The following is a 25,394-nucleotide window of genomic DNA, read 5'->3' as shown; positions in this document are numbered from 1 at the left end:
CTCTGCGGCCCGTCAGGCCCGCTGCCGGTCATGCCCCCGGAGCCGTGCCGGGGAACACCGTCGCGAACGAGACATCCAGGTACCGCAGCTCGTCGCGCGGAATCGCCGCCGTCACGAACACGCCAGGCGCGAGGTCGAAGCCGATGCCGTAGACGAACGGATCGGTGTCGATCTCGACGGCGGGCACGTCCACCCCGTCGAGGCGAGCAGTGACCCCGCCGCGGGCCGCACGGTCGGCGACCTGCCAGCCCGAATGGTCCTCCCACAGCGGCGTGCCGTGGACGTAGCCGACCTCGTCGCGGAAGCGGTTCATGAGGATGTGGTTGACGTGATGGGCGAGCAGCCACGGTACGCTCGCGTCCTCCGAGCGGTCGCGATGCCAGGACGTGCGCACCACCTCCCAGAGGTGCGGATGCCGCATGCGCTCGGCCTGCTCGACGAGCCACGCCGGCCGGGGCCACGGCGGTACGTCATCGAGCGCGTCACGCGTCGGCTCGTCATCGTCGTTGATAACGGAGCCGGCGAGGTTCACGGGATCGTCGCGGTCGTCGGGGTTGCGCCACAGTTGGTAGGTCAGCGACACCGTCAGCCGGGTCGTCGCGCGTGAACCCGACGGGTCGCCGTTGCGCCACGAGATCGACTCCTCGAACCCCGGGAATCCGGTGTCCTCGAGCGCGGCCTGCGGCGCGAGCCCGACCACCGCGAACGGCACCGACCGGAGCCGCGCGGTCGCCTCGACGCGCGGGTCCGGGGCATCCTCGGGAAGCACGCCGGCGAAGTGCATGCCATGTATGGTGGCGCGCTGCGGCGGGCCGGGGCAAGGGGCGGGCGGCGTTTCGTGGAGGTGCGGACGTTTCGCGTGGCGGTGCTGCTGCGCGGGTCGTGTCGGTGCGGTCGGTCGACTGCTCCTCCACAGGTCGCGATTCGGTGAGTTATTCACAGTCTGACCTGCGATTTCTCCGAGTGATGAGTGTCGGTGGGTGCAGGCAGGATGATCTCATGGACCCGACGCGCGACCAACTCGAGCAGCTCAGCTCGATGCTCGCGAGCGCCTTCGCCGACAGGTCCCCGGCGATCCGCACCGACGACGGACTGCTCGTCGAGGCACGAACGATCGAGGCGCTCGGCCGGTTGGTCGACGCACAGCGCGTGGCGGTCGCGGGTGAGATCGCCGAACGGTCGCGCGCCGAACTCGGGGACGCTCGGCTGTCGGCCCGCAGAGGCTGCCGTTCGGCGGTCGAACTCCTCGAACGCGTGACGGATGCCTCCGCCGCCGAGTGCCGGCGGCGCCTCGCGCTCGGAACGGCCACGCGGGAGCGTGTCGCCCTGAACGGTGCGCCGCTGCCGGCTCCGTTCCCCGCTGTCGCGGCCGCGCTCGCCGACGGGGCGGTCGGGTTGGATGCCGCGGCAGTCGTCGTCCGCGAGCTCGAGCGGGCCCAGGCCGTGGCCGATCCGGCTGCGATGGCCACGGCCGAGCGGTGCCTGGTGGCCGAGGCGATCGGGGCGGGCGAAGGGTCCCCACTCCGATGCACGGCCGACGAACTGCGGGTGCAGGCGCGCGCCTGGTCGACGTTCCTCGACCAGGACGGCCCCGAGCCGAGGGATGGCGCGCGCGACGTCTCGGGCGTCGGCGATGCCCGCGCCATGCGGCGGCGTGGATTCCGACTCGGACGAGCGCGCGACGGCCTGGTCCCGGTGACGGGCGACCTGATGCCGGAGGTCGCGGCGAGGCTGCGTCGCCTCTTCGATGCCTACGCGTCGCCGCGGGCCGGCGCCGGATTCCAGACCGCCGCCGAGCGCGCGGCGGCCGCAGCGACGGGCGAGCAGCGCACGCCCGACCAGCAGCGTCACGACGTGCTGGCCGCCGCGATCGACAGCGCGGCGAGGTCTGGGGAGCACCCGTCGATCGGCGGCGCTTCACCCACCGTGCTGGTGAGCGTGCGCCAATCCGATCTCGAGTCGGGTCGCGGCGTCGCGCACGCCGACGGCGTCGAGGCGCCGATCGCGCTGCGCGCCGCCCGGCACATGATCTGCACCGGCGGCACGCAGGCCGTGGTGCTCGACGACGCGGGTCGCATCATGTCGCTCGGCTCGCCCGAACGCTGCTTCACCCCGCACCAACGGCGGGCGATCACCGTGCGAGACGGCGGATGCGTGATTCCCGGCTGCTCGGTGCCGGCTTCGTGGTGCGAGATCCACCATGTCGTGCCCGACGCCGTCGGAGGACCGACGCATCCCGACAACGGGGTTCTGCTCTGCTGGTTCCACCATCGATCGATCGACACCTCGGGGTGGGGCATCCGGATGATCCGCGGTGTCCCGCACGTCCGCCCGCCGGCGTGGCTCGATCCGGGAGGAGGTTGGCGGCCCTCGACGAAATCGCCAACACGGTTCGCCGACCGGCGCGAAGGACGCGAACGAAGTCCGGCGGCGTGAGGACGACGAGAACTCGATGGGCTGCTGGGCGGTCGTGCGTGCAGGACGCGCTCCGACCGCCGGGCGCCGTACGTCCCGCGCGCGACCGCGGGGCGCTCGACCCGACTCCCCATCCGGGTCCCCATCGAAACGGAACGCCTCCACCGATACGATCTGATCTCGGGCCCGAGACCGTCGCGCCCACCCCCCTTCCGCTCAGCGTCGTCGAACGCTGCTCGAACGGAGCGCCGTGACCTCTTACGATCCGAACCAGCCGCCCCCGTACCCGGCGCAGCAGTACCCCGCGGCCCAGCAGACGCCGGGGCCGGCGCAGGCCCAGCCTTCGCCGGACCAGTCCGGGCAGCCCGGCGCTGCTCCAGAGCCGCCGGCACCACAGGGCGGCAAGTGGGCACTGCCCGTCGCGATCATCGTCTCGGCGATCCCGATCGTGCTCCTCCCGATCCTCTACATCGCGCTCATCGCCACGACTATCGCCCAGTCGGTGTCGTACAGCGAGTCGATCACCGACGACTTCGCCACATACGACGAGGGCGACGCCGGAGGCTCGGATTACGCACCGCTCCCCGTCGACCTCCCGTGGGACGTCGAGATCACCGACGCCGACACGATCGTCGACGAGTCGTTCGAGGAGGCGGGGTGGGAGTACACGGTCGAGGAGGGCCCGAGCTACCTCGGATACGACAACCCCGAGACCGGGTGCACCGTCTGGTACGACTACGGCGAGCTCGACCCGTCGATCGACGTCACCGCGGGCGACCGCGAGGCCAGCATCTCGTACCTCGGATTCCTCGCGGGCGCACCGGTGGACCCGGCCTCGGTCGACGACTACGTGCTGACCACTGACGACTGGGTCGACCAGGGCCAGGCCGACGCGGTCGTCGCGGGAACCGCCTCGGCCGACGGAAGCACGACGGTCACCATCGCGCGCGCGTTCAGCGGCATCGGCGAGGGCGTCTTCGCGACCGTCTCATGCCCTGACGCGGCCACGCTCGAGACGACGCTCAACGAACTGCCCGACCTGCTCTCGATCGCGCTCTACTGAAGGACGATGAGATGAACTACGACCCGACTCCCATCATCGGCCTCACCATCGCGCTCTGGGCGGTGGTCTTCGTCTACGCCGTCGCGGCCTACGTGCTCACCGGCCTCTTCCTCTCGCGGATCTTCCAGAAGGCGGGCAACGAGGGCTGGCCGGCCTGGGTGCCGGTCTACAACTCGTGGAAGATGCTCGAACTCAGCGGCCAGCCCGGCTGGTACGCACTGCTGTCGCTCGTGCCGGTCGCGAATGTCGTCGCACTGGTCTTCCTGATCATCGCGGCCTTCCGGATCGGCAAGGGCTTCGGCAAGGGCGGCGGGCTCGTCGCGCTGTACATCTTCCTGCCGCTGGTCTGGATGGCGCTCCTTGCGCACGGACGCACGTCGCAGTGGCGGCCCGAGCTGGCGCTGCCGGTACCGGCCTACGCCGCGCCGGCGATCGGCGGCGCGTATGGCGGGTATCCCGGATACGCGCCGGTCGCAGCGACTGCGGCGACCGCCGCCGCACCCGCGATCCCGTCGCCCTACCCCGGGTACCACCTCGAGAACGGGCAGTGGGTGGCGGATGTCGCGCCGGTCGCTGCAGCGGCGGTGCCGGTCACGGAGCCCGAACCCGCGTTCGAACCCGTGCCCGCGCCCGTCTCGGACGCGGGACTGACCGTCGATTCTGCGGCGGCCGACGCGACTGCCGCCGACGCGACTGCCGCAGACGCGACTGCCGCCGACGCGCCCGCGACCGAGGCACCCGCGACCGAGGCGCCTGCGACCGAGGCTCCTGCCGCCGAGTCGGTCGCGCCGGCGGTTTCCGAACCGTCGCCGTATCCCGGGTATCACCTCGAGAACGGGCAGTGGGTGGCGGATGCCGCTCCGGTCGCCGCGACGCCGGTCACCGCGGTTTCCGAGCCGTCGCCGTACCCGGGTTGGCACTTGGAGAACGGCCAGTGGGTGGCGGATGCCGCTCCGGCTCCTGCCGCCGCGGTTGCCGAGCCGTCGCCGTACCCGGGTTGGCACTTGGAGAACGGCCAGTGGGTGGCGGATGCCGCCCCGGCTCCCGCCGCGCCGGTCGCCGCGGTTGCCGAGCCGTCGCCGTACCCCGGCTACCACCTCGAGAACGGCCAGTGGGTGCCCGACGTCGCGCCGGCCGCGGCTGCGTCGCCGTATCCCGGGTACCACCTGGAGAACGGCCAGTGGGTGCCGGACGCCGCTCCGCAGCACCCGTGGGCGCCGCCGCAGGCCTGACCTTCGCCCAGACCGCGCACCCGCACGACGGCGGATGCTCCGGACGGGGCTCCGTCGTCGTCGCGAGCAGCAGTCACGTCGTGGACCCCGGACGTCGAACGCGCAGGCGAGGGGCGGCGACGCGAGGCACGCACCGTCCGCGACCGCCTCGAGGAAACGGTCAGGCGGTGCCCGGCGTCGTCTCCTCGTCGATCGGCGGGTCGAAATGGACCTGCTGCATCGTCGTGAGCGCCTCGTCGAGCACGTGGTGGAGGGTGGTCGACTCCCAGAGCGGCCGGCGGTCGCCCGGCTTCGGCTCGACGAAGGAGCTGTGCGAGACCTCGTAGACGGGATCCGGGTCGAAGTCGGAGATGACCAGGACGGTGACGTGGGTGATGCCGTGCGCGCTTCGGAACGCGGTCCGGCGACCGCCGGTGCGGAGGACTTCATCGACCGGGGCGTCGGGGTCCTCGTTCATGAACTCGAGTGGGGGCAGGAGCATGACCGGAGCCTACGACCGCTCGGGTTCCGCCGATAGAGCCCCAGAACAGGGGAGCGGGCGCCCCTCGACCCATGGCTGGTCGACCCACCGGCGACCGGGCCGCCCGTCACCACGCCCCGGTCACCACGCAGCTGTCGCCACGCACCTGTCGCCACGCCTGAGTCACCACGTCCCGGTCACCACGCCTCAGCGACCAGCCGACGCACGAGCCCGGCGACCACCTCGGGAACCTCTGCCGCGGTGAAGTGCCCGCCCTCGTCGAGTCGCTCGAACGAGCGGAGGTCGAGGTAGTGCGCGCGGGCGAGCGACTCCGGGTACGTCGACTCGTGCCGCTGGATGGCCACGACCGCGGGCACGCGCGTCGGCGGGATCACGCCGGGCTGGTCGGCGCCCTCGTAGTACGGGCGGAACGACGACCGGATCGACTGGGTGACCCAGTAGATCGTCGCCTCGGTAAGGATGCGCTCGCGGGAGATGCGCCGCTCGACCGTGGCGGGGCCGCGGTCACCGCCGGAGTCGCCGTCACCGCCCGGGCCGCCGTCACCGTCTGATCGCCACGGGGTGTCGCTCCACTCGACGAGCTTCTCGGCGAGCCACGCGAGCAGCCCTGCGGGCGAGTCGTTCAACGCCGTGGCGAGTGTGTCGGGGCGGGTGCCCTGCACGTGTCCGTACGCGCCGTGGTCGCCGTGGAACGCCGCGAGCGTGTCGAAGAATGCGCGCTCCGAGGCATCCGTCGTCTGTTCGCGCTGCTCCTGGTTCGGGAAGTGCGAATGCGTGGCGAGGATGCCCGCCACTCCGGGGTACGTCGCGGCGATGAGGTCGCTCACGTTCGCCGTGACGTCCTCGCCGTAGGTGAGGTAGCGCTCGTAGCCGAGCACCTCGGTCATCAGCCGGTGCATGGTGTCGGCCAGGCGGGTCTCGCTCATCTCGCCGTCTGCGTACGGCGTCGAGAACGCGAAGCCGGGCAGGCTCGGCGCGACGACGTGCACGTCGGGCAGGGCGTCGACGAGCGCGAGTTGCAGCGCGAACGTGTGCGGCCAGCCGTGCATGACGAGCAGCACCGGTGCATCGGCTCGCTCGGCACGCCGGTGGACGAAGTGCAGGGTCGTGTCGCCGACGTCGGCGAGGAACTGCGGATGCCCGTTCAGCCACGTCTCGCGCTCGCGCCAGTCGAACGCGAGCCACGCGTCGACGAGCCGCCGCAGGTAGTCGCCCGACATCCCCGAAGAGGGCTTACGCGGGGAATCGGGCTGCAGCCTGGCGCGCCGCAGCCGATCGTGCAGGTCGGTGAGCACCTCGTCGGGCACCCGGATCTCGAAGGGCCGCGCCGTCGTCATACCCGGCACGCTACGCCGTGCCGCCGACAGGGGAACCGGCCGCTACGCCCAACCGCTACACCCAACCGCGACGCACGGCCTCGGCGCCGAGCTGGAGCCGGCTCGTCACGGCCGCGCGCGCCATGAGCTCCGCGATGCGGCGCTGGACGGTCCGCACCGAGATGCCGAGCTGCGCGCCGGCGGCGGCATCCGTCATGCCGATGAGGAGCAGTTTCAGCAGGTCGCGGTCGATGCGCGCCTCGGCGTCGTCGCCGGCCGCAGGTTCCGCGTCGACCAGCACCGTCGCGGTGCGCCAGTACTCCGCGAACATCGCGTTGACGAGGTCGAGCAGGCCGCTCGGGTGCACCAGCAGCGCGCCCGAGACCTTGCGGTCGCCGTGCGAGTACATCGGGAGCAGCGCACGCTGGCCATCGGCGATGAACATCCGCGTCGGCAGCGAGGGCAGCACGCGGATCTCCTCGCCGAGGGCGAACGTGGCCCGCGCTGCATCGAGGAACCCGGGCCGGTCGAGCACGCCCGTCTCGACGATCACGCGGTACCGGACGCCGCGCTCGAGTGCGCGGTCCTCCTCGACGTTCTCCGAGGATGGCAGGATGGCGACGTCGCTGAGCACGAAGACGTCGACGCGTTCGGATGCCGCGGCCTGCAGCTGCCCGATCCGTTGCACCACGGCGTCGGCGCCGAGCACCACGTCGACGACGTCGGGCGCCGACCGCTGCGCCGCTCCCGACCGGTACAGGTCGCTGAGGGCGACGAGGGCCTCGTGCGCCTCCGTCAGGCGGCGCTCGCGTTCGAGCAGGATCGGCCGCAGCGCGAGCGAGGGGGGCGAGGCGACGAGCCGGTCGGGTGCCGACGCCTGTCGCGCCGCGAGGCCCAGGCGTTCCAGCTCGGCGAGCACCTGGCCGACGCGCACACCGTCGAGTCCCGATGCGGTCGTCATTTCGGCGAGGTCGGCCGAGGGCACGGCGAGCAGCAGCCGGTACACGGCCGTGTGCTCGTCATCCAGTCCGATCGCGTCGAGCACGGCGTGCGCCTTCCTTCATCCTCGCTCCGGGGGTGGCCCCCGAACGGGGGTCGAATTGGCGGATCGCGGCCATGGCATCTCTCCGCCACCACCCTAGCCACCGGCCTGTGGGAGCGTCGCAGCAAGCCATCACCGTCGCCGGAACCGGGCTTCGCCGTACTCCGGCACGCACCGCCGGCAGCTCCAGGAGGGAACCACGATGCCACGACGCACCAGTCCACCCGGAACCCGCCGCAGGCGTTCGATCGCCGCCGCCATCGGCGGCATCGCGATCGGCGTCGCAGGGGTCGGCGCGACCCTGCCGGCCGCCGCTGATCCGAGCGGCGGCGCCGGCAGCCCGCCGGCTGCGCCGACCGCGGCGGCGTCGCCGACCGGCGAGCACCGCGTCACCCTGATCACCGGCGACCGGGTGCGGGTCACCGACCTCAGCGACGGCACGCATGCCGTCGAGATCGAGACGGTCGACCCGGGCGCCGGCGTGCAGACGATCCAGGCCGGCGGCGAGCTCATCGTCGTGCCCGACGCGGCCGCGCCCTACCTCGCGTCGGGCGCGCTCGACCGCGACCTGTTCAACGTCTCGAAGCTCATCGCGTTCGGATACGACGACGCCTCGGTCGATGCCACGCCGGTCATCTTCGAGCTCGGCGCGGCGCCGTTCGCACGCGGTGCGGAGGCTCCGCTGCCGGGCGTCGAGCTCGGTGCCGCGCTGCCGAGCATCGAGGGTGCCGCGGCGTCGGCCGAGCACGCGAGCGCCGCCTCGACGTGGTCGGCGTTGACCGTGGGCGCGGATGCCTCGGCCCAGGCGTTCGGCGCGGAGCCCGACGGGCCGGGCGGCGATGGCACCGACGACGGCGATGGTGCCGACAGGCCCGGCTTCGCCGGCGGCGTCGACGCGATCCACCTCGACGGCAAGGTCCGCGCCACGCTGGACTCGAGCGTGCCCTGGATCGGCGCGCCCGAGGCGTGGGCGGCCGGGTACACCGGCACCGGCGTCACCGTCGCGGTGCTCGACACCGGCTACGACGACACCCACCCCGACCTCGCCGGCCGCGTGCTGCCCGAGTCGACGAGCTTCGTGCCGGGCGAGGAGGTCGCGAGCGACCCCAACGGCCACGGCACCCACGTCGCGTCGACGATCGCGGGCACGGGCGCCGCGAGCGGCGGCACGCATCGCGGCGTCGCCGACGGGGCCGACCTGCTCGTCGGCAAGGTGCTCGGCGCCGACGGCTACGGGCAGGACTCGTGGATCATCTCCGCCATGGAGTGGGCGGGCGCACGCGCGCCGATCGTGTCGATGAGCCTCGGCTCGCAGGAGGCATCCGACGGCACCGACCTCATGGCGGAGGCACTCGACGGCATCGCCGAGGACACCGGTGCGCTGTTCGTGGTCGCGGCCGGCAACTCGTCCGCACCCGAGACGATCGGATCCCCGGGCTCTGCCCCGAGCGCGCTGACCGTCGGGTCGGTGGACGACCCGTCGGGAGCACTGTCGTGGTTCTCGAGCCAGGGACCGCTCGTGCGTTCGGGTGCGCTGAAGCCCGACCTCGTCGGGCCGGGCAACGATGTCACGGCGGCGCGTTCGGCCGACAGCGCGGGCGAGGGCGCGTACATCGGCATGAGCGGCACCTCCATGGCGACGCCGCATGTCGCCGGCGCGGCAGCGATCGTCAAGCAGCAGCACCCCGAGTACACGGCCGAGCAGGTGCGCGCGGCGCTCGTGAGCACGACGACGGATGTCGGGCTGACGCCCTACCAGGCCGGCGCCGGCGTGGTCGACATCGCGACCGCGACGACCGCGTCCGTGCTCGCCTCGGGGTCGGGAGACTTCGGCATGCTCGCCTGGGGCGAGGAGCCCGAACCCATCGCGCGCACGGTCGAGTACTCGAACCGCGGTCAGTCCGAGGTCGTGCTCGACCTCGCGGCGGCGCTCGCCGACACGACGCCGGGCGACGGCGGAAACGGCGGCCCCGGGCCGCTGTCGGCGCGGGCAGCATCCGAGGTGCTGTCGATCGACGTGGAGTCGCTCGCGATTCCGGCGGGCGAGACCCGCACGGTGACGCTCACCGCCGACCCGGCGGCCGTGCCCGCCGGCCGCCAGCTCTCGGGCGCGCTCATCGCCTCGGTTGACGGCTCGCCGGTCGCGCGGACCGCGCTCGGCATCATCGCCGAAGCCGAACGCTACGACCTCGAGCTCGTCGCGACCGGACTCGACGGCGAGCCGGCGCAGACGATGGCGTGGCTGTCGAACGGCGAGACCGGGTGGTACGCACCGGTCGCGGTCGACGGCGAGACGACGCTGCGGCTGCCCGCCGGCACCTACTCGGTCATGAGCTTCATGGACGTCGCGAGCCGGCCCGACGCCGAGGGCCTCGCTCTCGTCGGTGATCCCGACGTCGTGCTCGACGCGTCGGTCGACGGTGCGGCTCGCGTCGCGCTGGATGCCCGCGCGGCGGAACGCGTCACGGTCGACGTCGGCGAGCGCGGCCTGGAGCCGATCGTGCGGCGTATGGACTACCTCGCCGACGGGTTCTCGGGCAGCGCCCTGGCACCCGTGTGGATCGACGAGCTCTACGCGCAGCCGCTCGAGGCGGTCGAGGCCGAGTTCGCCTTCACCACCCGCTGGCGCCTTCAGCACCCGACGCTCGAGCTCGAGGCGGGCAGGCTGCGGCTCGACGTGATCCCGCAGGCCGGTTCGACCCTGCTCGACGGCGAGGTGCGCGCCCGCGCGGTCGATGTCGGCACGGGATCGGCCGAGGAGTTCGCCGCGGTCGACGTGCGCGGAAAGGTCGCCGTGGTGATGCGCTCCGACGAGGTCGCCCCGGCGGCACGCGTCGCGAACGCGGCCGCGGCCGGGGCATCCCTCGTCATCGTCGCGAACGACGCCGACCCCGAGCTCAGCGAGTGGGTCGGCGCCGACGACGGCACGCCGGCTGCGATTCCCGTGGCCGGGATCAGCGGCGTGCAGGGTCGGGAGCTGCTCGCGGCGATCGGGCGCGATCGGGGCCGGCTGACGGTCACCGGCGAGGGCATCCCGAACTCGGACGAGATCTGGGACATCGCGCGGTTCAGTGACGGCGAGATCCCCGACGACCTCGACTATCGGCCGCGCAAGCTCGCGCGCATCGACACGACCTATCACGGGGCGCCCGGCCTCGTCGGCGAGTTCCGGTACGACTTCGTGCCGACGACCCAGTTCGGCAGCGGGTTCCCGATGCGGGCGGCACGCGGCGTGGAGCGCACCGAGTGGGTGAGCACCGACCAGGTGGAGTGGTACCAGGACGCGACCGTGATCGGCCCCGACTGGCAGATCCGCGACGTGCGTCGCGCCTACGAGCCCGGGCAGAAGGTCGAGACCGGCTACTTCGGGCAGGTCGTGCGGCCGTACGTCGGGCCGGGGTACTGGGCGCCGCACCGGTCGGGCGACTTCCTGCAGGTCAACCTGCCCTCGTGGGCCGATGGCGGTGAGCCCGAGCACACCGGGACCTTCGACGTGTTCTCGGGCGGGACGACCGCGGCACAGCAGACCGACCTGTACGTCGACGGCGAACTCGTGAAGTCCGACGTGTTCCAGGGCGTCTCGTACTGGGGCCTTCCCGACGGCGACTCGAAGCTGCGCGTGGTCAACACCGCGACGCACGACGGCAGCGTGCTCGCCACGTCGACGTCGACCCGCACGGAGTGGGCCTTCACGTCGACCGGTGTCGCGACCGGCTGGGAGTCGACGATCGAGCCGATGCTGCAGGCCTTCTACGACGTGGAGGTCGGCGACGACGGCCTCGTCGGCGAGGGCCGCAAGCGCGGCGCACGCGTCGCGGTCGGCCTCGAGGTCGGCCACATCGCGGGCGCCACGAACAGCGGGGCGGTGACGGATGCCACGCTCGAGATGCGCGCCGCCGGCGGCGACTGGGTGCCGGTCGAGCTCGACCTCGTCTCGGCCGACACGTCGGGCCCCGGCGAGCCCCCGTCGTCGACGTTCCCCGAGGGACGCGCGTACGTCGCGGCGTACGCGGCGCGGCTCGCGGTTCCGGATGCCGGCGGCTTCGTCGACCTGCGGGCGACCGCGGTCGACGCCGCGGGCAACACGTTCAGCCAGGAGATCGAGCGGGCGCTCGAGGTCGCGCCGGCCAAGCGCGGTCACGGTGGCGGGCACGGTGGCGGGCACGGCGGCGGTCACGGCGGTTGGTGGCCCGGCGGTGGCTGGCCTGGCGGCGGCTGGTGGCCCGGTCACGACGGCGACCGGCCCGGTTGGTGGCACGGCGGGCGCGCGTAGCACCGCGACCGCACCGGACCGCGCGGCGGCCGGCGACCCGATGGGCGCCGGCCGCCGTTCGGCGTCAGGTGCCTGGCGTCAGGTTCCTGGCGTCAGGTGCCTGGCGTCAGAGCCTGGCGTCCGGTGCTTGGCGCCAGGACCGGCGTCAGGCCGCCGACGCCGCGGTGTCGTCGAGCGCCGCGCGGAGTCCGTCGACGAGCGAGGTCGTCGGGCGGCCGATGAGGCGGGCGAGGGTCGGCTGCGCGTCGGCGAGGACGCCGCGCCCGATCGCCCCGTCGAGGCCGGCGACGAACGCGGCGGTTCCCTCGGGCAGCCCGGCAGCCCGCAGCTCGGCCGCGTATTCGTCGACGCCGAGCGCGCGGTACACGACCTCGCGCCCGGTCAACTCGGTCGCCGCCGCGGCGAGGTCGGCGAAGGTCCACGCCGTGTCGCCGGTGAACTCGTACACCTCGCCGACGTGGCCGTCGTCGAGGAGCACGACCGCGGCACCCTCGGCGAGGTCGGCTCGGGTCGCGCCGGCGATCGCGGCGTCGCCCGACGCGTGGGTGATCACGCCCGACTCCGCGGCGCGGGAGACATCCGTTGCGTAGTTCTCGAGGTACCAGTTGTTGCGCACGATCACCGCGGGGACGCCCGAGGCGGCGATGAGCTCCTCGGTCGCCGCATGGTCGGCGGCGAGCGCGAAGTCGACCGCGGTCGTCGCGTGCGGGGCGCTCGTGTAGACGAGTTTCGTCACGCCCGCGGCGACGGCCGCGTCGACGACGTTGCGGTGCCCATCGACGCGGCTGCCCGGCACCGAACCCGAGACCAGCAGCACCGAGTCGACGCCGTCCAGGGCCGCGGCGATCGTGTCGGGCCGGTCGTAGTCGAGCGTGGCGGTGCGCACGCCGCGCGCCGCGAGGTCGTCGAGCTTGGCGACGTCGCGGGCGGTCGCGACGACGTCGCCGGGTGCGGCGCCTCGCGCGATGAGGGCGTCGACGACGAGTCGTCCGAGGTGGCCGGATGCGGCGGTGACGAGGATGGTCATGTGGTTCCTTCCGTTGGCGGCGCGTTGCGCACGTGGGGGTCAACGGGTTCCGGGGCATCCGGCATTCCGGATTCCGGCAGGTGCGGTGCGGGATTCGACGCGGGTGTCGAAATCGGGTGCCGGGTCTCGACACACTGGTGGAAGCCGTCCGGCTCCCACCGATGCAGAAGGAGCAGTGCCGTGAAATACCTCATCCTCTTGAAGTACAACCCGGAGTGGCGGGCGGCGTGGATCGGATTCTCCCGCGAGGAGCAGGCCGAGATGATGGAGCTCTACGCCGGGTTCGAGTCCGCCCTGCGCGAGCGCGGCGAGTTCATCGACGCCGACCAGCTCGCCGGAGCCGAGGCCGCGAAGACCGTGAGCCGCACCTCCGAGGGGGTCGTCGCGACCGACGCGCCGTTCGCGGAACTCAAGGAGTACCTCGGCGGCTACTACCTCGTCGACGTCGAGTCCGAGGCGCGGGCGATCGAGATCGCCGGGTGGTTCCCCGAGGCCGATCGCGGCCTGGTCGAGATCGTGCCGGTGATGGCGGATGCCCCGGGCGACGCGTGACCGGCCCTGACGTGGAGCCCTGACAGGAGATCGGGACCCGATCCATGACCACCGAACGGATGCTGCGGGCGGCCGCCCCCTCGGCACTCGCGATCCTCGTGCGCCGCACCGGCGACTTCGAGGGCAGCGAGGACGCGATGCAGGAGGCGCTGCTCGCGGCATCCGTGCAGTGGGCGGACGACCCGCCGACCAACCCGCGCGCGTGGCTGGTCACGGTCGCGCACCGGCGCTACGTCGAGCAGGTCCGGTCGGAGGTCGCGCGGCGCAGCCGCGAGGCGCGGGCGGTCGAGCTCGAACCGGGCGGCGATGCGGCGGCCGCGGCATCCGATGATTCGCTGACGCTGCTCATGCTGTGCGCGCATCCCGCGGTCTCGCGCCCGTCGCAGGTCGCGCTCGTGCTGCGTGCCGTCGGCGGCCTCACGACCGCGGAGATCGCGCGCGCCATGTTCCTGCCCGAGTCGACCGTCGGGCAGCGGATCTCGCGGGCGAAGGCCCGCATCCGCGACGCCGGGGCGACCTTCTCGCTTCCGGGGCGGGCCGACCTCGGCGACCGCGTCGCGACGGTCTGCACCGTGCTGTCGGTGATCTTCACCGAGGGGCACACGGCGACCGCGGGGGAGTCGCTCGTGCGCGTCGACCTGTCGGCCGAGGCGATCCGGTTGGCCCGGATGCTGCAGGACGCCACCTCCGCGGACGCGCCGTGGCGGGCCGAGGTCGACGCGCTGCTCGCGCTCATGCTGCTGACCGAGGCCCGGCGGCCGGCGCGCCTCACGCCCGACGGGGTGCTGGTGCCGCTCGACGAGCAGGACCGGTCGCTCTGGCGGCGGGACCTGATCGACGAGGGCGTCGCGCTCGTCACCGGCGCCCTGTCGTCGGGCGGTCGGCCCGGACCGTTCCAGCTGCAGGCCGCGATCGCGGCCGTGCACGATGAGGCCGGATCGACGGATGCCACGGACTGGGCGGAGATCCTCGGGCTCTACGAGCTGCTGCGGCGCATCGGGCCGGGGCCGATGGTCGAGCTCGGCTGGGTGGTCGCGCTCGCGATGGTGCACGGCGAGGAGCGCGCGCTCGCCGAACTCGAGACCGTCGCGCTCGAGCCGGCGCTCGCCGGGCACTTCCGCGTCTTCGCGGTGCGCGGGCACCTGCTCGAACGTGCCGGCCGCGAGGCCGAGGCGCGCGACGCGTTCGCGGCCGCCGCGACCCGCGCGCTCAACGCGGCCGAGCGGCGATACCTCGAGGGGAAGGCGACGGGGCCGGGCCGCTGACGCGACCCGACCCCGTTCGTGGTCACCCGCTCAATCGGCGAAGTGCGCGAGGATCCGCGCGACCACCTCCGCTCGGGCGGCATCCGACTCGAGCTGCTCCAGCCCGAAGCCCAGCATCAGCGTGTTCGGCGTCGCCGTCGCGCTGTAGTACGGGCCCTCGAGCGAGATGCGCTCCCAATCGGCCGTGTTGCCCGGGCTGCCGGCTGGGGCGCCGAGCACCGACCAGGCGCCGAGCCCGGTCTCGAAGCCCTCCGCCTCGCTCTCCACGCCGGCGACGGTGAACCGGATGTCGTCGACGATCGCGCCGACCTCGCCCGTGAACGGATCCGTCACGTAGCTGATCACCAGCTCCACGTCCTGGCCCGCGTAGGCGCTCAGGTCGAACGAGACGTCCGTCCAGCCGCCCGACGAACCCGTGAACGAGTTCCACTCGCCGGTCGTCCCGGTGGGCAGGCACGGGTTCGCGACCGTGAGGTAGCTCTCGAGCTGCGGATGCTGCCCGACGAAGAATCCGGCTTCGCACTCGGCCGGCGGAGCGGTGCTCGTGCCGCCGTTGAGGTCGGGCAGCGTCGTCCAGTCGTCCGTGCCGACCGGCCGCACCTCGACGATCACGTGGTCGTACTGCAGCTCGGCCGAGTACGACAGTTGGGCGTCGAACGTCGCGGTCTCCCCGGCGCCGAGCGCCGGCACCGAGAACGTGCGACCGAGGCGCTGGTACCCCTCGTCGATGTGCCCGGCGAACGCCGCCCACTCGCCCTCGACCGGCAGGAACGGACCCGACGGATCGGTGTACTCCGCGGCCGCCCAGCTCTCGAACTGCGGGAACTCGGCCACGGGAAGCACGTCGCTCGTCGGCGTGAGCTGCCCGGCCTCGTCGACCGGGTTGTCGACGGTCGCGGGTCCGCCGAACGCGGCTTCGACGCCGGTCAGCGGGTCGTCCAGGCCGGCGACGCCGCCCGCACTGAGCGGCGTGCGGTCGTACGCACCCAGCCAGTACTGCGTGAAGTCGTCGGCGAGGATCAGGCAGTCGCTGAAGAAGTCCTGCGTCACCTGGCACTGCTGGTCGGGCGCGCCGTCCAGTCCGTAGTAGATGCCGCCGACGGCTCCCGCGAGCTGCCCGTAGTACCCGGTCGTCTCGCCTGCGAAGGCGAGCTCGCCGCCCTCGTTGAGGAAGTCGCGCACCGCGATCGTGAGGTACTGCTGGCGTTCGGCCACCGACAGGTCGGTCACGTCGCCGAACAGGTACGTCTCGGTGAGCACGTCCTCCTCGTCCTGCGTCAGCCGGTTGTCGCCGAGGTACCAGAGCACCGAGTCGTAGTGCGACAGCACGCCGAGGTCGTGCGGCACGCCCTGCGTGTCGACATCCCAGACGTCGGCGGTCACGCCGTTCGCGGCGAACGCCGCGAGATGCTCGTCGAGGTACTTCGGCCCGTCGTTGCGCGGTGCCGGCTCGGGGTTGTACCCGTTGGCATCCTCGTTCGCGATGATCAGCACGTCGTTCCCGGTGTCCTGCGCGACCTCGTACGTGAACGGCTCGCTCGTGATCAGCCGGGCGTTCCACGATCTGAAGATGTCGCGCAGGCTCGGCAGCGCACTGAACCACACCTCGACCGTGTCACCCGGATCGGCGCCGCGCACGGTGCCGCGGTACTCCGAGTAGTAGTCGACGTTCTCGCCGCCGTAGCGTTCACCGCCCTGCCACTCCTGCACGAGCGAGACGCGCAGCGGGCCGCCGTTGATGCGGTAACTCATGAACTTCGCGAGCATGTCGCGCTTGGCCCAGACGGCGACCGTCTGCGGGTCGCCGTACGACACCGAGAAGGTGTCGGTCTTGAACTCGGGCGAGTCGAGGCCGACCACGGACACCGGGTCGTTCGGATCGAGCGCCGACTCGGCGACCGCGAGCGCGAACGGCACGTTCTTCTCGAACTCGGCCTGGATCAGCGCCTCGTCGTCGGGGAAGTCGAACCCGAGCGCGACGCAGTCCTCCTCGGCCACCCACTCGTCGTCGGGATCCGAGTTCGCCGCGACCTCGCACGTCGTCATCTCGGGCGTGAAGCCGAGCGTGCCGTGCGCGGCCTGCGCGTGCGTGTCGGTGTCGCCGTTCGTCGTGTACAGCTCGGCCGAGAGGTCGGGGTCGTAGCCCGGCACCGCCGGGTTCGCGTCGTCGCCGACCATCGCCTCGTAGATCACATCGTCGGGCGACGGCGTGGCCACCTGCCAGCCGAGCCCGTAGAGCAGCAGCTCGGCGGCCGAGTGGTAGTTCACGAGGAACTCCGGCGTGAGGTCGCCGAACAGGCCGTCGAGCGCCTGCGTCTCGGGCTCGGAGCCCGGCGCCGGGCCGCGGTAGGTGTCGCTCACCGGGTTCGGCGACGAGCCCTCGTTGTCGTAACCCCACTTCGTCGGGTAGTTGCGGTTGAGGTCGACGCCGTCGGCACCGGTGATCTGGCCGTCGCCGTCGTTGTCGCGCAGGTTCTTGCGCCACAGCCGGTTGCCCTCGCCGAACGTATGGTCGTAGCCGTCGGGGTTGGCGACGGGCACGAACCAGAGTTCGGTCGAGTCGATGATCTTCGTGATGCGCGGGTCGCTGCCGTACGAGTCGAGGTAGAGGTCGAGCAGTCGGCGCACCATCTCGGGCGTGATCCACTCGCGCGCGTGCTGCGCCCCCACGTAGACGGTCGTCGGGCGCTTGCCCTCCTGCTTCTGCTTCGCGATCTTGCCGGTGACGCGGACGGCTGCGATGTCCTGGCCCTGGTGCGTCTGCCCGATGACCTTCAGCTGCGCGATCTTCGGGTGCGCTGCAGCCTGGTCGACCAGCTCCTCGAGGACGCCTCCCTCACCGGAGTACATGCGGTACACGCCCTCGGCCGTGGCCTCGAGCGAGCGGCGCTGCGCGGGCGCGGCCTTCGGCTCCAGCGTCGTACCCGCGTCGGCGAGCTCGGCCGCCTGCGCGCCGTTGAGGATCGCCTGCACGTCGACCAGTCCGGCCTCGTCGCTCGGGCCGACGACGATGTCGTGGCGGTCGACGAGGTCGGTCAGCGCGGCGAGGCCCTCGGCGTCGAGCGTGCCCTCGTAGACCGCAGCGGGTGCCTCCTCGCCCGGTGGATCGGCCGGCGGACTCGCGACGCTCGGAGCTGCGACCAGCCCGGTCAGGACGAGTGCCGAAGCGCTGGCGATGGCGAACTGGCGGAACATGTGCGGACCCCCTTGTGCGCGGACATGCGTGTTCGTGACGTGCCCGGACTGATGGTCCGGTGCTTCGCCGGGCGGGGCCCGGCCGTCGGTTCGCGGAGGCGGTTCGCCGATACGCGAACGTTCCTCATCTTGGCCGGGTCGGTCCCGGCGGTCAACCCCGTTCGGGGGACATGGCCCTCCCCTTCGGACATGCCGCGCTGGGCGGATGCCTATCAGGCGGGCGGATGCCTGTCAGCCGGGCGTGCGAGCATGTGGGCATGCCGCCCGAGCCCCGTCCCGCCGACTGGCGGGCCGAACTCGACTCGCTCGGGATCGGCCGGACGGCGCCGCCGCCCGGCGAACCGCCCGCCGACGAGGAGACCGGATCGCGACGACTCGGGCCGGGCATCCGTGCGCTCGCGCTGCAGTTCGAGTTGCGTCACCGCCGTGAGCGACGAGCCGGCGACTTCCAGGGGCCGCGCGACGAGCCGGCCAAACGGGCGGAGGCCGTCGATCGCCTCGCGGTGCGACCCGTCGCTGCGGGCGCGCGCGGTGCGTGGGTGAAGGCCGGCATCACCTGGCAGAACATCGCGTACCAGGGCTCGTCGCAGGGCTTCGACGCCGAGCAGGCGCGCTGGTTCGCGCACTTCGCCCTGCTCAAGGGCCGCAGCCCGAGCGTGTTCACGACCTACGGCTCGGAGTGGATCACGCTCGACGAGTACGAGAGCCCGTTGCTGTGGGCGCTGCTCGCCGACGCGGAGCGGCTCGGCATCGCGTTCGTCGGCGGTGCCGCGACGCCCGACGTCTCGGTCGCCTCGGCGGGCTCGGTCGGGTACGACGCGTCGATCGAGGATGCCTCGGGCGACCTGCTGCTCGAACCCGTCGTGCGGTTCGACGGCGACGCCCGCCCGATCGGCGACACCCGGCCGATCGGCGACCACGGCGTGTACCGGTTCGAGTTCGGGCGCGGTGCGGGCGGCGGCATCCGATTGGCTCCGATCGGCGGTGGGCTGAGAGACGCCGCCCGCACGCTCCTCGACCGACCGCGCGGCATCCGGGTTCCCGCGGCCGAGACCGTCGAGTTCCTGCGCTCCGCCTACCCGCGACTCGCGGCGCAGCTCGACGTGACGAGCGCCGACGGCAGCTTCGAGCCGCCGCCGCCGGTGCCCGCAACCCTCGTGCTCGACGCACGGTTCGAACCCGGCGACGTATTGCGTGCGGCCTGGCGGTGGGAGCACGCCGACGGACGCATCACCGCGATCGGAATGTCCGCTGCGGGCGGTTCGGCCGGCGTCGATGAGGCCGATGACCCCGACCTCGATCCCGACGTCGTCGAACGCGCACGCGACGAACTCGGGGGCATGCCGATGGAGCCGATCACGCTGCGCGGGGCGGATGCCGCGTGGTTCGCCGACCGGGTGATCCGCCGGCTCGAACGCCTCGACCGGGTGCGCGTCGACGTGACCGGCGACCCGCCCGACTACCGTGAGGCGGGCACACCTGCGCTGACCGTTTCGACGGTCGAGTCGCCGAAGACCGACTGGTTCGACCTCGGCGTGATCGTCACGGTGAACGGGCGCAAGGTGCCGTTCATGCCGCTGTTCCGGGCGCTTGCGAAGGGGCAGCGTCGGTTGCTGCTCGTCGACAAGACCTACCTCGACCTGAAGCAGCCGCTGTTCGAACCCCTGCGCGACCTCATCGAGGAGGCCGGCACCCTGCGCGAGTGGGAGACCGGCGTGCGCATCCACCGCAGCCAGGTCTCGCTGTGGGCCGAGTTCGAGGACCTCGCGGATGAGTCCGCGCCCGCGGTCGAGTGGCGGGAGACGGTCGCGGCGCTCGGCGGCACGGGCGGCGGCGATGGAGGGCCGGATGCCGCGGGCTCGGCTACCGCCGGTCAGGATGCCGCCGGCACCGCCGATCTCGCACCCCCGCCCGGCCTGGTCGCCGACCTGCGCCCCTACCAGCTCGAGGGGTTCCGCTGGCTCGCGCTGCTGCATCGCGCACGGCTCGGCGGGATCCTCGCCGACGACATGGGACTCGGCAAGACCGTGCAGACGCTCGCGCTCATCGCGCACTCGCGCGCGAGCGACGACGACCGCAGCCCGCCCTTCCTCGTCGTCGCGCCGAGCTCGGTCGCGTCGAATTGGGCAGCCGAGGCCGCGCGGTTCACGCCCGGGCTTCGCGTGGCATCCGTCACCGCGACGCACACCGCGAAACCCGGCCTGCTCGCCGCCGCCGCGGAAGGTGCCGACATCGTCGTCACGACCTACGCCGTGCTCCGGCTCGACGCCGACCGGTTCGCCGCGCGCGAGTGGGCCGGGCTCGTGCTCGACGAGGCCCAGTTCGTGAAGAACCCGGCGACGAAGGTGCACGACGCGGCGCGGGCGATCCGTGCACCGTTCCGGCTCGCGCTGACCGGCACGCCGATCGAGAACCACACGGGCGAACTGTGGGCGATCCTGCGGATCGTCGCGCCCGGGCTGCTGCCGTCGCGGCGGGCATTCGACGAACGCTACCGGCGCCCCATCGAGGCGGGCAGCCGCGACCGGCTCGACCGGCTGCGCCGCCGCGTGCGGCCCCTCATGCTGCGCCGCACCAAGGAGCAGGTGGCACCCGAACTGCCGGAGCGGCAGGAGCAGGTGCTCACGGTCGAACTCTCGCCGCGGCACCGGCGGTTGTACGACACCACGCTGCAACGCGAGCGGAAGAAGCTGCTCGGGCTCGTCGACGACCTCGACCGCCAGCGGCACATCGTGTACCGGTCGCTCACCCTGCTGCGCCTGCTCGCACTCGACGCCGCCCTCGTCGACCCCGCGCACGAGGGTCTTGGGTCGGCGAAGCTCGACGCGCTGTTCGAGCAGCTCGACGACGTGCTCGCCGAGGGCCACCGCGCCCTGGTGTTCAGCCAGTTCACCGGGTTCCTCGACCGCGTCCAGCAGCGGCTCGACGCCGGTATCGGTACCGGTGTCGGCGACGGCACCGTGCCCTACGCCCGGCTCGACGGATCGACGTCCCTCGCGCGCCGGGACGCCGAGATCGCCCGGTTCCGCTCCGGCGAGGCATCCGTGTTCCTCGTCAGCCTCAAGGCCGGCGGATTCGGGCTCAACCTCACCGAGGCCGACTACGTGTTCCTGCTCGACCCGTGGTGGAACCCCGCGAGCGAGCAGCAGGCGATCGACCGCGCCCACCGCATCGGGCAGCGCAACCGGGTCATGGTCTACCGGCTCGTCGCCGCCGACACCATCGAAGACAAGGTCATGGCGCTCAAGCGTCGCAAGGCCGAACTCGTCGCGTCGGTGCTGGAGGCCGCGGCCGTCGACGACGGCGCGCCGGTCGGTGCCGCGGCGCGCACGGGTGCGGCGCCCGCGCTGACGCCCGACGACCTGCGGGTGCTGCTCGCCGACTGAGCACGCCGGCGACGGGGCTCGCGAATGCGACCACTTCTGGGGGTGCGATCCGGTCGGTCCGGACAGCCGGCCCCGGTTAGCGTCGAAGGTGCGGCGGATCCGGACCCGACTTCGGAACGTCGCCCAATCCGACCCAGGCCTCGCGCGATGACGCGCGGACGCCGATCGGCGTCCGCGCGCAAGCCTCGCTCCCGTGCGCCGGCCCAGCCTCGCCGTGCGCGAGAACGAAAGGGATTCACGTGAAGAAGCTCATCGCGAGCGCCGCCGCCACGGCGATGCTCGCCGGAGGACTCGTCGCGCTCGCCGCGGTCGCCCCCGCCGCCGCGGAGACCGCCGCGTCCGCGGCATCCGCCACCTGCGAGGTGCTTTCCGTCGACCTCGCCGGCTACGCCGAGCGGCCCGTCGTCGGCGAGCCCCAGCTCGAGGTCGCCAACCCGGCCTACGTGCCGGCCGTGCCCGCGGTCGCCGAGGTAAGCCACGTCGACGTCGAGTACCAGACGATCGTCAAGCTGTTCCCGCTGCGCGTCGAGAAGCGGTGGGCGCACAAGGACAGCGGCGCGACCGTGATCTACGACTGGCGCCTCTGGTTCGCGACCGGCAAGACGGCGAAGCACGTCGACGTCGCAGCGGTCCCTGCGAAGCCGGCCGTGGGGGAGCCCACGATGCTCGTCGACAACCCCGACTTCGTGGCGGCCGACGCGGTCCCCAACACGGTCACCGTCACGGTCGACGGCACCGAGGTCTCGAACGAGGCGTTCGGCACCGGCTTCGCAGCCGACGTTCCGCTCGGCGACCGCGGCGTGCGCCACGCGTGGTCGGTCGAGGTCACTGCGTGGAACGACGCCGACGGCTCGGCCGGTCTCACCCGCACGATCGAGGGACTGTCGACCGCGTGCATCACGCCGGTCGCCCCGACGTGGGTCGACGAGTGCGGAGTCGCGAACAACGGGCACTGGGTCGTGCCCGAGGTCGTCGGCGCCACCTACCGCGTCACCGACCACTCGACGCTCAACGGCAAGGTCGGCATCGTCGCCACGGCGAACGACGGCTACGTCTTCGACGCCGGCCGCGTGCAGTGGACCAGGACGCAGGACGACGCGCGCTGCGGCAAGGCGGTGCCCGCCGTCGTCTTCATGCCCGAGGTGTGCACGCCCCCGGCGGGCTACGGTCTCGGCACCATCACCCCGGCGAGCCTGCAGATCGCGAACCCCGACGGCGTGAAGCTGCTCGTCAAGCGCAAGTCCGACGGTGCCGCGATCACCGACCCGTCGAGCCTCGCGCCCGGCCACTACGACGTGATCGCGACCGTGAAGAACGAGGCCGCCGACGCGTTCACCTCGGTGCCCGCCGGTTGGACGACCTTCGTCAAGGACGGCCACGTGTTCAAGGTCGCGCTCGGCATCGACGTCGTCGCCGCCGAGCCGTGCGACGACCCGGCGCCCGTTGCGCAGGTCGCGGCTCCGACCGTGATCGACCAGTGCGGCGTCGACGCCGACACCGTCGTCTACGGCGAATCGGTCGGCGGCACCTGGAAGGTCGCCAGCCGGGTGACGGATGCCCCGGGCCACGAGGGCACCGTGCGCCACCGCGTCGTCTTCACGCCGACCGACGGCCACGTGCTGCCGGCCGAGCTGCCCGGCGACGGCTTCGTCGTCGACGGCAAGGCCGTATGGCTGCTCTACCCGTCGACCGCGCCCTGCGAGGCCGCCGCGGCCTGAGCAGTGACGACCTCGACCGTGGCGATCCCGCCGCGGTCACCGAGACGGCCCGAACCCGAGTCGGGCTGAATGAGACGGGGCCGGGTGCGCACGCACCCGGCCCCGTCGTCGTGTCCGGTCGACCCTCCGGGCGCTACTTCGCGCGCTTGAGCTGCAGCACCGCCATCGCGATGATCGCGGTCCCGGCGATCACGTCGCGCTTCGTGGCCGTCGACCCTGCGACGACGACCTCGCCGATCGCGACGGCCTCGTCGAGACGGGCGGCGGATGCCTCGGTGAAGCGCGCGCGGTCGATCTTCGAGGCGCCCTGCAGCGCGAGGTCGAGGATGCGGGTGTCCACCTGGGTGCCGCCGACGGCGGCGGCATCGACGAGGCGCACCTCGTCGAGCACGCCCCAGGCGCCGGCTGACAGGTCGAACGTCGCCGCGATCTCGACCACGCCGTCGGCGCCGACGACGATGCCCGGCACCTCGGCCGTGTCGAACGCGTTCCACACGCTGAACGCCATCGGTGCGCTCCACGAGCCCGCCGACGTCGTCGCCGACAGCACGCGCGAGTCGGCCGCGGGGCTGTTCGTGCCCTGCGTCGTCGCCGACAGCACGTAGGTTCCGGCCGGCACGCCCTCGATGCGCTGGGTGGCTGACGCCTGGTAGTCCCAGCCGTCCCAGAACGTCACCGCGTAGTCGCCCGCCGACCCGTCGGCAGTCTGGGCGCGGGCAGCCGGTCCGGTGAAGGTCCACGCGCTCGTGTCCTCCAGCTCGAACCCGCCGTTCACCACGAAGTTCGCGGCCTCGACCCGCACCGTCGCGGTGACGTCGAGGCCCGTCGAGGTCGTACCCGGGATGGCGTACTCGCCGGGCCCCCTGATCCAGTCGACCGCACGGCTCCACGAGACCGTCGGATGCTCGACCGTGCCGTCGTTCCACGTCACGGCGATCGTCGGCGGCAGGGCGACGGGATCCCCGTCGACCACGGTCAGGGCTGGCTCGTCGACCGCCACGATCTCGAGGGGAGCCACAGCGCCCGTGCGCACGTACGAGAACGTCCGCAGCGACTCCAGCGCGGTGCCGTCCGCCGCGAACAGGGCCTGGTTGTCCCATGCCGAGCCGCCGTAGTACTCGCCGACATGCACCGGGTCGTACTCGCTCGCCGCGCTCGACGCCCAGCCCGAGCCGTGCTGTTCCCACAGCAGGCGGTTCGCCTCGACGTCCGAAGCCGGACCCACCGGCAGCCACGCGGGCTCCCAGTAGTAGACGCCGACACCCGCGTCGCCGACCGCCGCGACGGCCGCGATCACGTCGCGCAGCTCCGACGCCTGGCCCTGCACGCTCACCGGGTACTGGTCGGTGATGCCGGCCTCGCCGATCACGTTGGGGTAGCCGTCGGTGTCGTCCAGGGTGTGCGCCCAGCTCGTCTCGGCGACGACCACCTGCTTGCCGTAGGTCGTGGAGACGTCGGTGAGCACCGACGTGAGGTTCTCGACGCTGCCGTGCCAGTACGGGTAGTACGAGCTCGCGAACACGTCGTAGTCGACGCCGAACGCCTCGAGGCCCGCCGCGTACGTCGCGTACCGGCCGGGTGTCTCGGGGTTCGTGAAGTGCACGGCCACGAGCGCGTCGGGCAGCACCTCGCGGGTCGCGCTGCTGCCCGCCGCGACGAGGGCGGCGAACTGCTCATCGATCTCGCGGCCAGGTCGCGTGTGGCCGGCGATGGCGTTGTTCGTCTCGTTGCCGATCTGCACCATGCGTACGTCGACGCCGGCGTCCTCGAACTCCTGGAGCGAGGCGGCGGTGAAGTCGTGCAGCGCGGTCACGGTCTCGGCGTCGGTGAGCCCGGCCCACGCCTTCGGAACGAGCTGCCTGGCGGGGTCCGCCCAGAAGTCGGAGTAGTGGAAGTCGACGAGCACGTCGAGCCCGGCTGCGGTCGCCCGCTGCCCGATCTCGACCGCGCGGTCGACGTCGACGGTGCCGCCGCCGTAGCCGCGGCCCGACGCGTCGTACGGGTCGTTCCAGACGCGTACGCGCACGGAGTTCACGCCGGAGTCGGCGAGCACGGCGAACAGGTCGGCGGGCTGCCCTGCCGCGTCGCGGAAGACGACGCCGCTCTCCTCGAGCGACAGTACGGTCGACACGTCGACGCCCATCGCGAAGTCGTCGGCGAGACCCTCGACCTTCGGCACGAAGATGCCGGCGTCGACGGGGTGGTCGCCGGCGGCGGATGCGTCGGATGCCGCGGACGCGGACGTGGCGGTGAACAGCGACGCGCAGAGCGCGACGGCGGCGCCCAGCGATACGCTCGCGAGCCTCGCCCGCCGTCTTTGGGTGAGTGGTCGGTGCACGGTGGTTCCTCTCGTTCGGCAACGACGAGGAGGTCCGCCGGGGCGGGCCACCGCGGCGCTGCGGTGGGTGGATGCCGGTCCTTCGGCCGGG

15 protein-coding genes are annotated in these 25,394 nt (G+C 72.5%); 8 read left to right on the top strand and 7 right to left on the bottom strand.

Annotated features, from left to right (window positions below):
* Positions 1 to 28: 28 nt before the first annotated feature.
* Positions 29 to 784 carry a hypothetical protein gene (locus ELQ40_RS15210; protein ID WP_127794451.1) on the bottom strand — a complete coding sequence of 252 codons (756 nt, stop codon included), beginning with the start codon at positions 782 to 784 and terminating at the stop codon, positions 29 to 31.
* 104 nt (positions 785 to 888) lie between these two features.
* Here ELQ40_RS15210 and ELQ40_RS15205 point away from each other — a divergent pair, with 104 nt between their 5' ends.
* From ELQ40_RS15205 to ELQ40_RS15195, 3 genes are all read left to right on the top strand, one after another.
* Positions 889 to 2,436, top strand: a complete 1,548-nt coding sequence (locus ELQ40_RS15205) for an HNH endonuclease signature motif containing protein (protein WP_127794450.1) — start codon at positions 889 to 891, stop codon at positions 2,434 to 2,436.
* Between the two features lie 229 nt (positions 2,437 to 2,665).
* A complete protein-coding gene (locus ELQ40_RS15200) occupies positions 2,666 to 3,478 on the top strand; it encodes a hypothetical protein (protein ID WP_127794449.1) in 813 nt (270 codons plus the stop codon).
* 11 nt (positions 3,479 to 3,489) lie between these two features.
* Positions 3,490 to 4,710: a DUF5684 domain-containing protein gene (locus ELQ40_RS15195; protein ID WP_127794448.1), complete on the top strand. Its 1,221-nt coding sequence runs from the start codon at positions 3,490 to 3,492 to the stop codon at positions 4,708 to 4,710.
* 160 nt (positions 4,711 to 4,870) lie between these two features.
* On the opposite strand, the gene ELQ40_RS15190 is transcribed toward ELQ40_RS15195, so the two are convergent.
* The 3 genes from ELQ40_RS15190 to ELQ40_RS15180 form a co-directional block, all read right to left on the bottom strand.
* Positions 4,871 to 5,191 (bottom strand): hypothetical protein, encoded by a 321-nt coding sequence (locus ELQ40_RS15190; protein ID WP_127794447.1) that lies wholly within the window; start codon positions 5,189 to 5,191, stop codon positions 4,871 to 4,873.
* Positions 5,192 to 5,367: 176 nt separating this feature from the next.
* On the bottom strand, positions 5,368 to 6,528 hold the full coding sequence (locus tag ELQ40_RS15185) for an epoxide hydrolase family protein (protein ID WP_127794446.1): 1,161 nt from the start codon (positions 6,526 to 6,528) through the stop codon (positions 5,368 to 5,370).
* A gap of 55 nt (positions 6,529 to 6,583) precedes the next feature.
* The gene (locus tag ELQ40_RS15180; RefSeq protein WP_127794445.1) at positions 6,584 to 7,552 is read right to left on the bottom strand and encodes a transcriptional regulator TrmB; all 969 of its coding nucleotides are present in this window, start codon (positions 7,550 to 7,552) and stop codon (positions 6,584 to 6,586) included.
* 199 nt (positions 7,553 to 7,751) lie between these two features.
* On the opposite strand from ELQ40_RS15180, the gene ELQ40_RS15175 reads away from it, so the two are divergent.
* Positions 7,752 to 11,822, top strand: coding sequence for a S8 family serine peptidase (locus ELQ40_RS15175; RefSeq protein WP_127794444.1), 4,071 nt, complete (start codon positions 7,752 to 7,754; stop codon positions 11,820 to 11,822).
* 145 nt (positions 11,823 to 11,967) lie between these two features.
* On the opposite strand, the gene ELQ40_RS15170 is transcribed toward ELQ40_RS15175, so the two are convergent.
* Positions 11,968 to 12,849 (bottom strand): SDR family oxidoreductase, encoded by an 882-nt coding sequence (locus ELQ40_RS15170; RefSeq protein ID WP_127794443.1) that lies wholly within the window; start codon positions 12,847 to 12,849, stop codon positions 11,968 to 11,970.
* Positions 12,850 to 13,029: 180 nt separating this feature from the next.
* Between ELQ40_RS15170 and ELQ40_RS15165 the strand changes: the two genes are divergently transcribed.
* Positions 13,030 to 13,401, top strand: a complete 372-nt coding sequence (locus ELQ40_RS15165; RefSeq protein ID WP_127794442.1) for a YciI family protein — start codon at positions 13,030 to 13,032, stop codon at positions 13,399 to 13,401.
* 44 nt (positions 13,402 to 13,445) lie between these two features.
* Positions 13,446 to 14,666 (top strand): RNA polymerase sigma factor, encoded by a 1,221-nt coding sequence (locus tag ELQ40_RS15160; RefSeq protein WP_127794441.1) that lies wholly within the window; start codon positions 13,446 to 13,448, stop codon positions 14,664 to 14,666.
* Between the two features lie 30 nt (positions 14,667 to 14,696).
* On the opposite strand, the gene ELQ40_RS15155 is transcribed toward ELQ40_RS15160, so the two are convergent.
* Positions 14,697 to 17,861, bottom strand: a complete 3,165-nt coding sequence (locus ELQ40_RS15155; protein ID WP_127794440.1) for a M14 family metallopeptidase — start codon at positions 17,859 to 17,861, stop codon at positions 14,697 to 14,699.
* A gap of 257 nt (positions 17,862 to 18,118) precedes the next feature.
* On the opposite strand from ELQ40_RS15155, the gene ELQ40_RS15150 reads away from it, so the two are divergent.
* Positions 18,119 to 21,247 (top strand): DEAD/DEAH box helicase, encoded by a 3,129-nt coding sequence (locus ELQ40_RS15150; RefSeq protein WP_164863635.1) that lies wholly within the window; start codon positions 18,119 to 18,121, stop codon positions 21,245 to 21,247.
* 239 nt (positions 21,248 to 21,486) lie between these two features.
* Positions 21,487 to 22,965: a hypothetical protein gene (locus ELQ40_RS15145; protein ID WP_127794438.1), complete on the top strand. Its 1,479-nt coding sequence runs from the start codon at positions 21,487 to 21,489 to the stop codon at positions 22,963 to 22,965.
* Between the two features lie 133 nt (positions 22,966 to 23,098).
* Here the strand turns inward: ELQ40_RS15145 and ELQ40_RS15140 are convergent, their stop codons facing one another.
* Positions 23,099 to 25,303, bottom strand: a complete 2,205-nt coding sequence (locus ELQ40_RS15140; protein WP_240665817.1) for a glycosyl hydrolase 53 family protein — start codon at positions 25,301 to 25,303, stop codon at positions 23,099 to 23,101.
* Positions 25,304 to 25,394: the final 91 nt, after the last annotated feature.

The organism is Agromyces sp. LHK192, assembly GCF_004006235.1.
Lineage (GTDB): Bacteria > Actinomycetota > Actinomycetes > Actinomycetales > Microbacteriaceae > Agromyces.
This window is presented reverse-complemented; position numbering and strand designations above follow the sequence as displayed.

Coding starts and splice junctions, on each gene's coding strand:
- ELQ40_RS15150 (WP_164863635.1), top strand. CDS start 18,119: ATGCCGCCCGAGCCCCGTCCCGCCGACTGGCGGGCCGAACTCGACTCG.
- ELQ40_RS15210 (WP_127794451.1), bottom strand. CDS start 784: ATGCACTTCGCCGGCGTGCTTCCCGAGGATGCCCCGGACCCGCGCGTC.
- ELQ40_RS15155 (WP_127794440.1), bottom strand. CDS start 17,861: ATGTTCCGCCAGTTCGCCATCGCCAGCGCTTCGGCACTCGTCCTGACC.
- ELQ40_RS15175 (WP_127794444.1), top strand. CDS start 7,752: ATGCCACGACGCACCAGTCCACCCGGAACCCGCCGCAGGCGTTCGATC.
- ELQ40_RS15190 (WP_127794447.1), bottom strand. CDS start 5,191: ATGCTCCTGCCCCCACTCGAGTTCATGAACGAGGACCCCGACGCCCCG.
- ELQ40_RS15170 (WP_127794443.1), bottom strand. CDS start 12,849: ATGACCATCCTCGTCACCGCCGCATCCGGCCACCTCGGACGACTCGTC.
- ELQ40_RS15160 (WP_127794441.1), top strand. CDS start 13,446: ATGACCACCGAACGGATGCTGCGGGCGGCCGCCCCCTCGGCACTCGCG.
- ELQ40_RS15195 (WP_127794448.1), top strand. CDS start 3,490: ATGAACTACGACCCGACTCCCATCATCGGCCTCACCATCGCGCTCTGG.
- ELQ40_RS15185 (WP_127794446.1), bottom strand. CDS start 6,528: ATGACGACGGCGCGGCCCTTCGAGATCCGGGTGCCCGACGAGGTGCTC.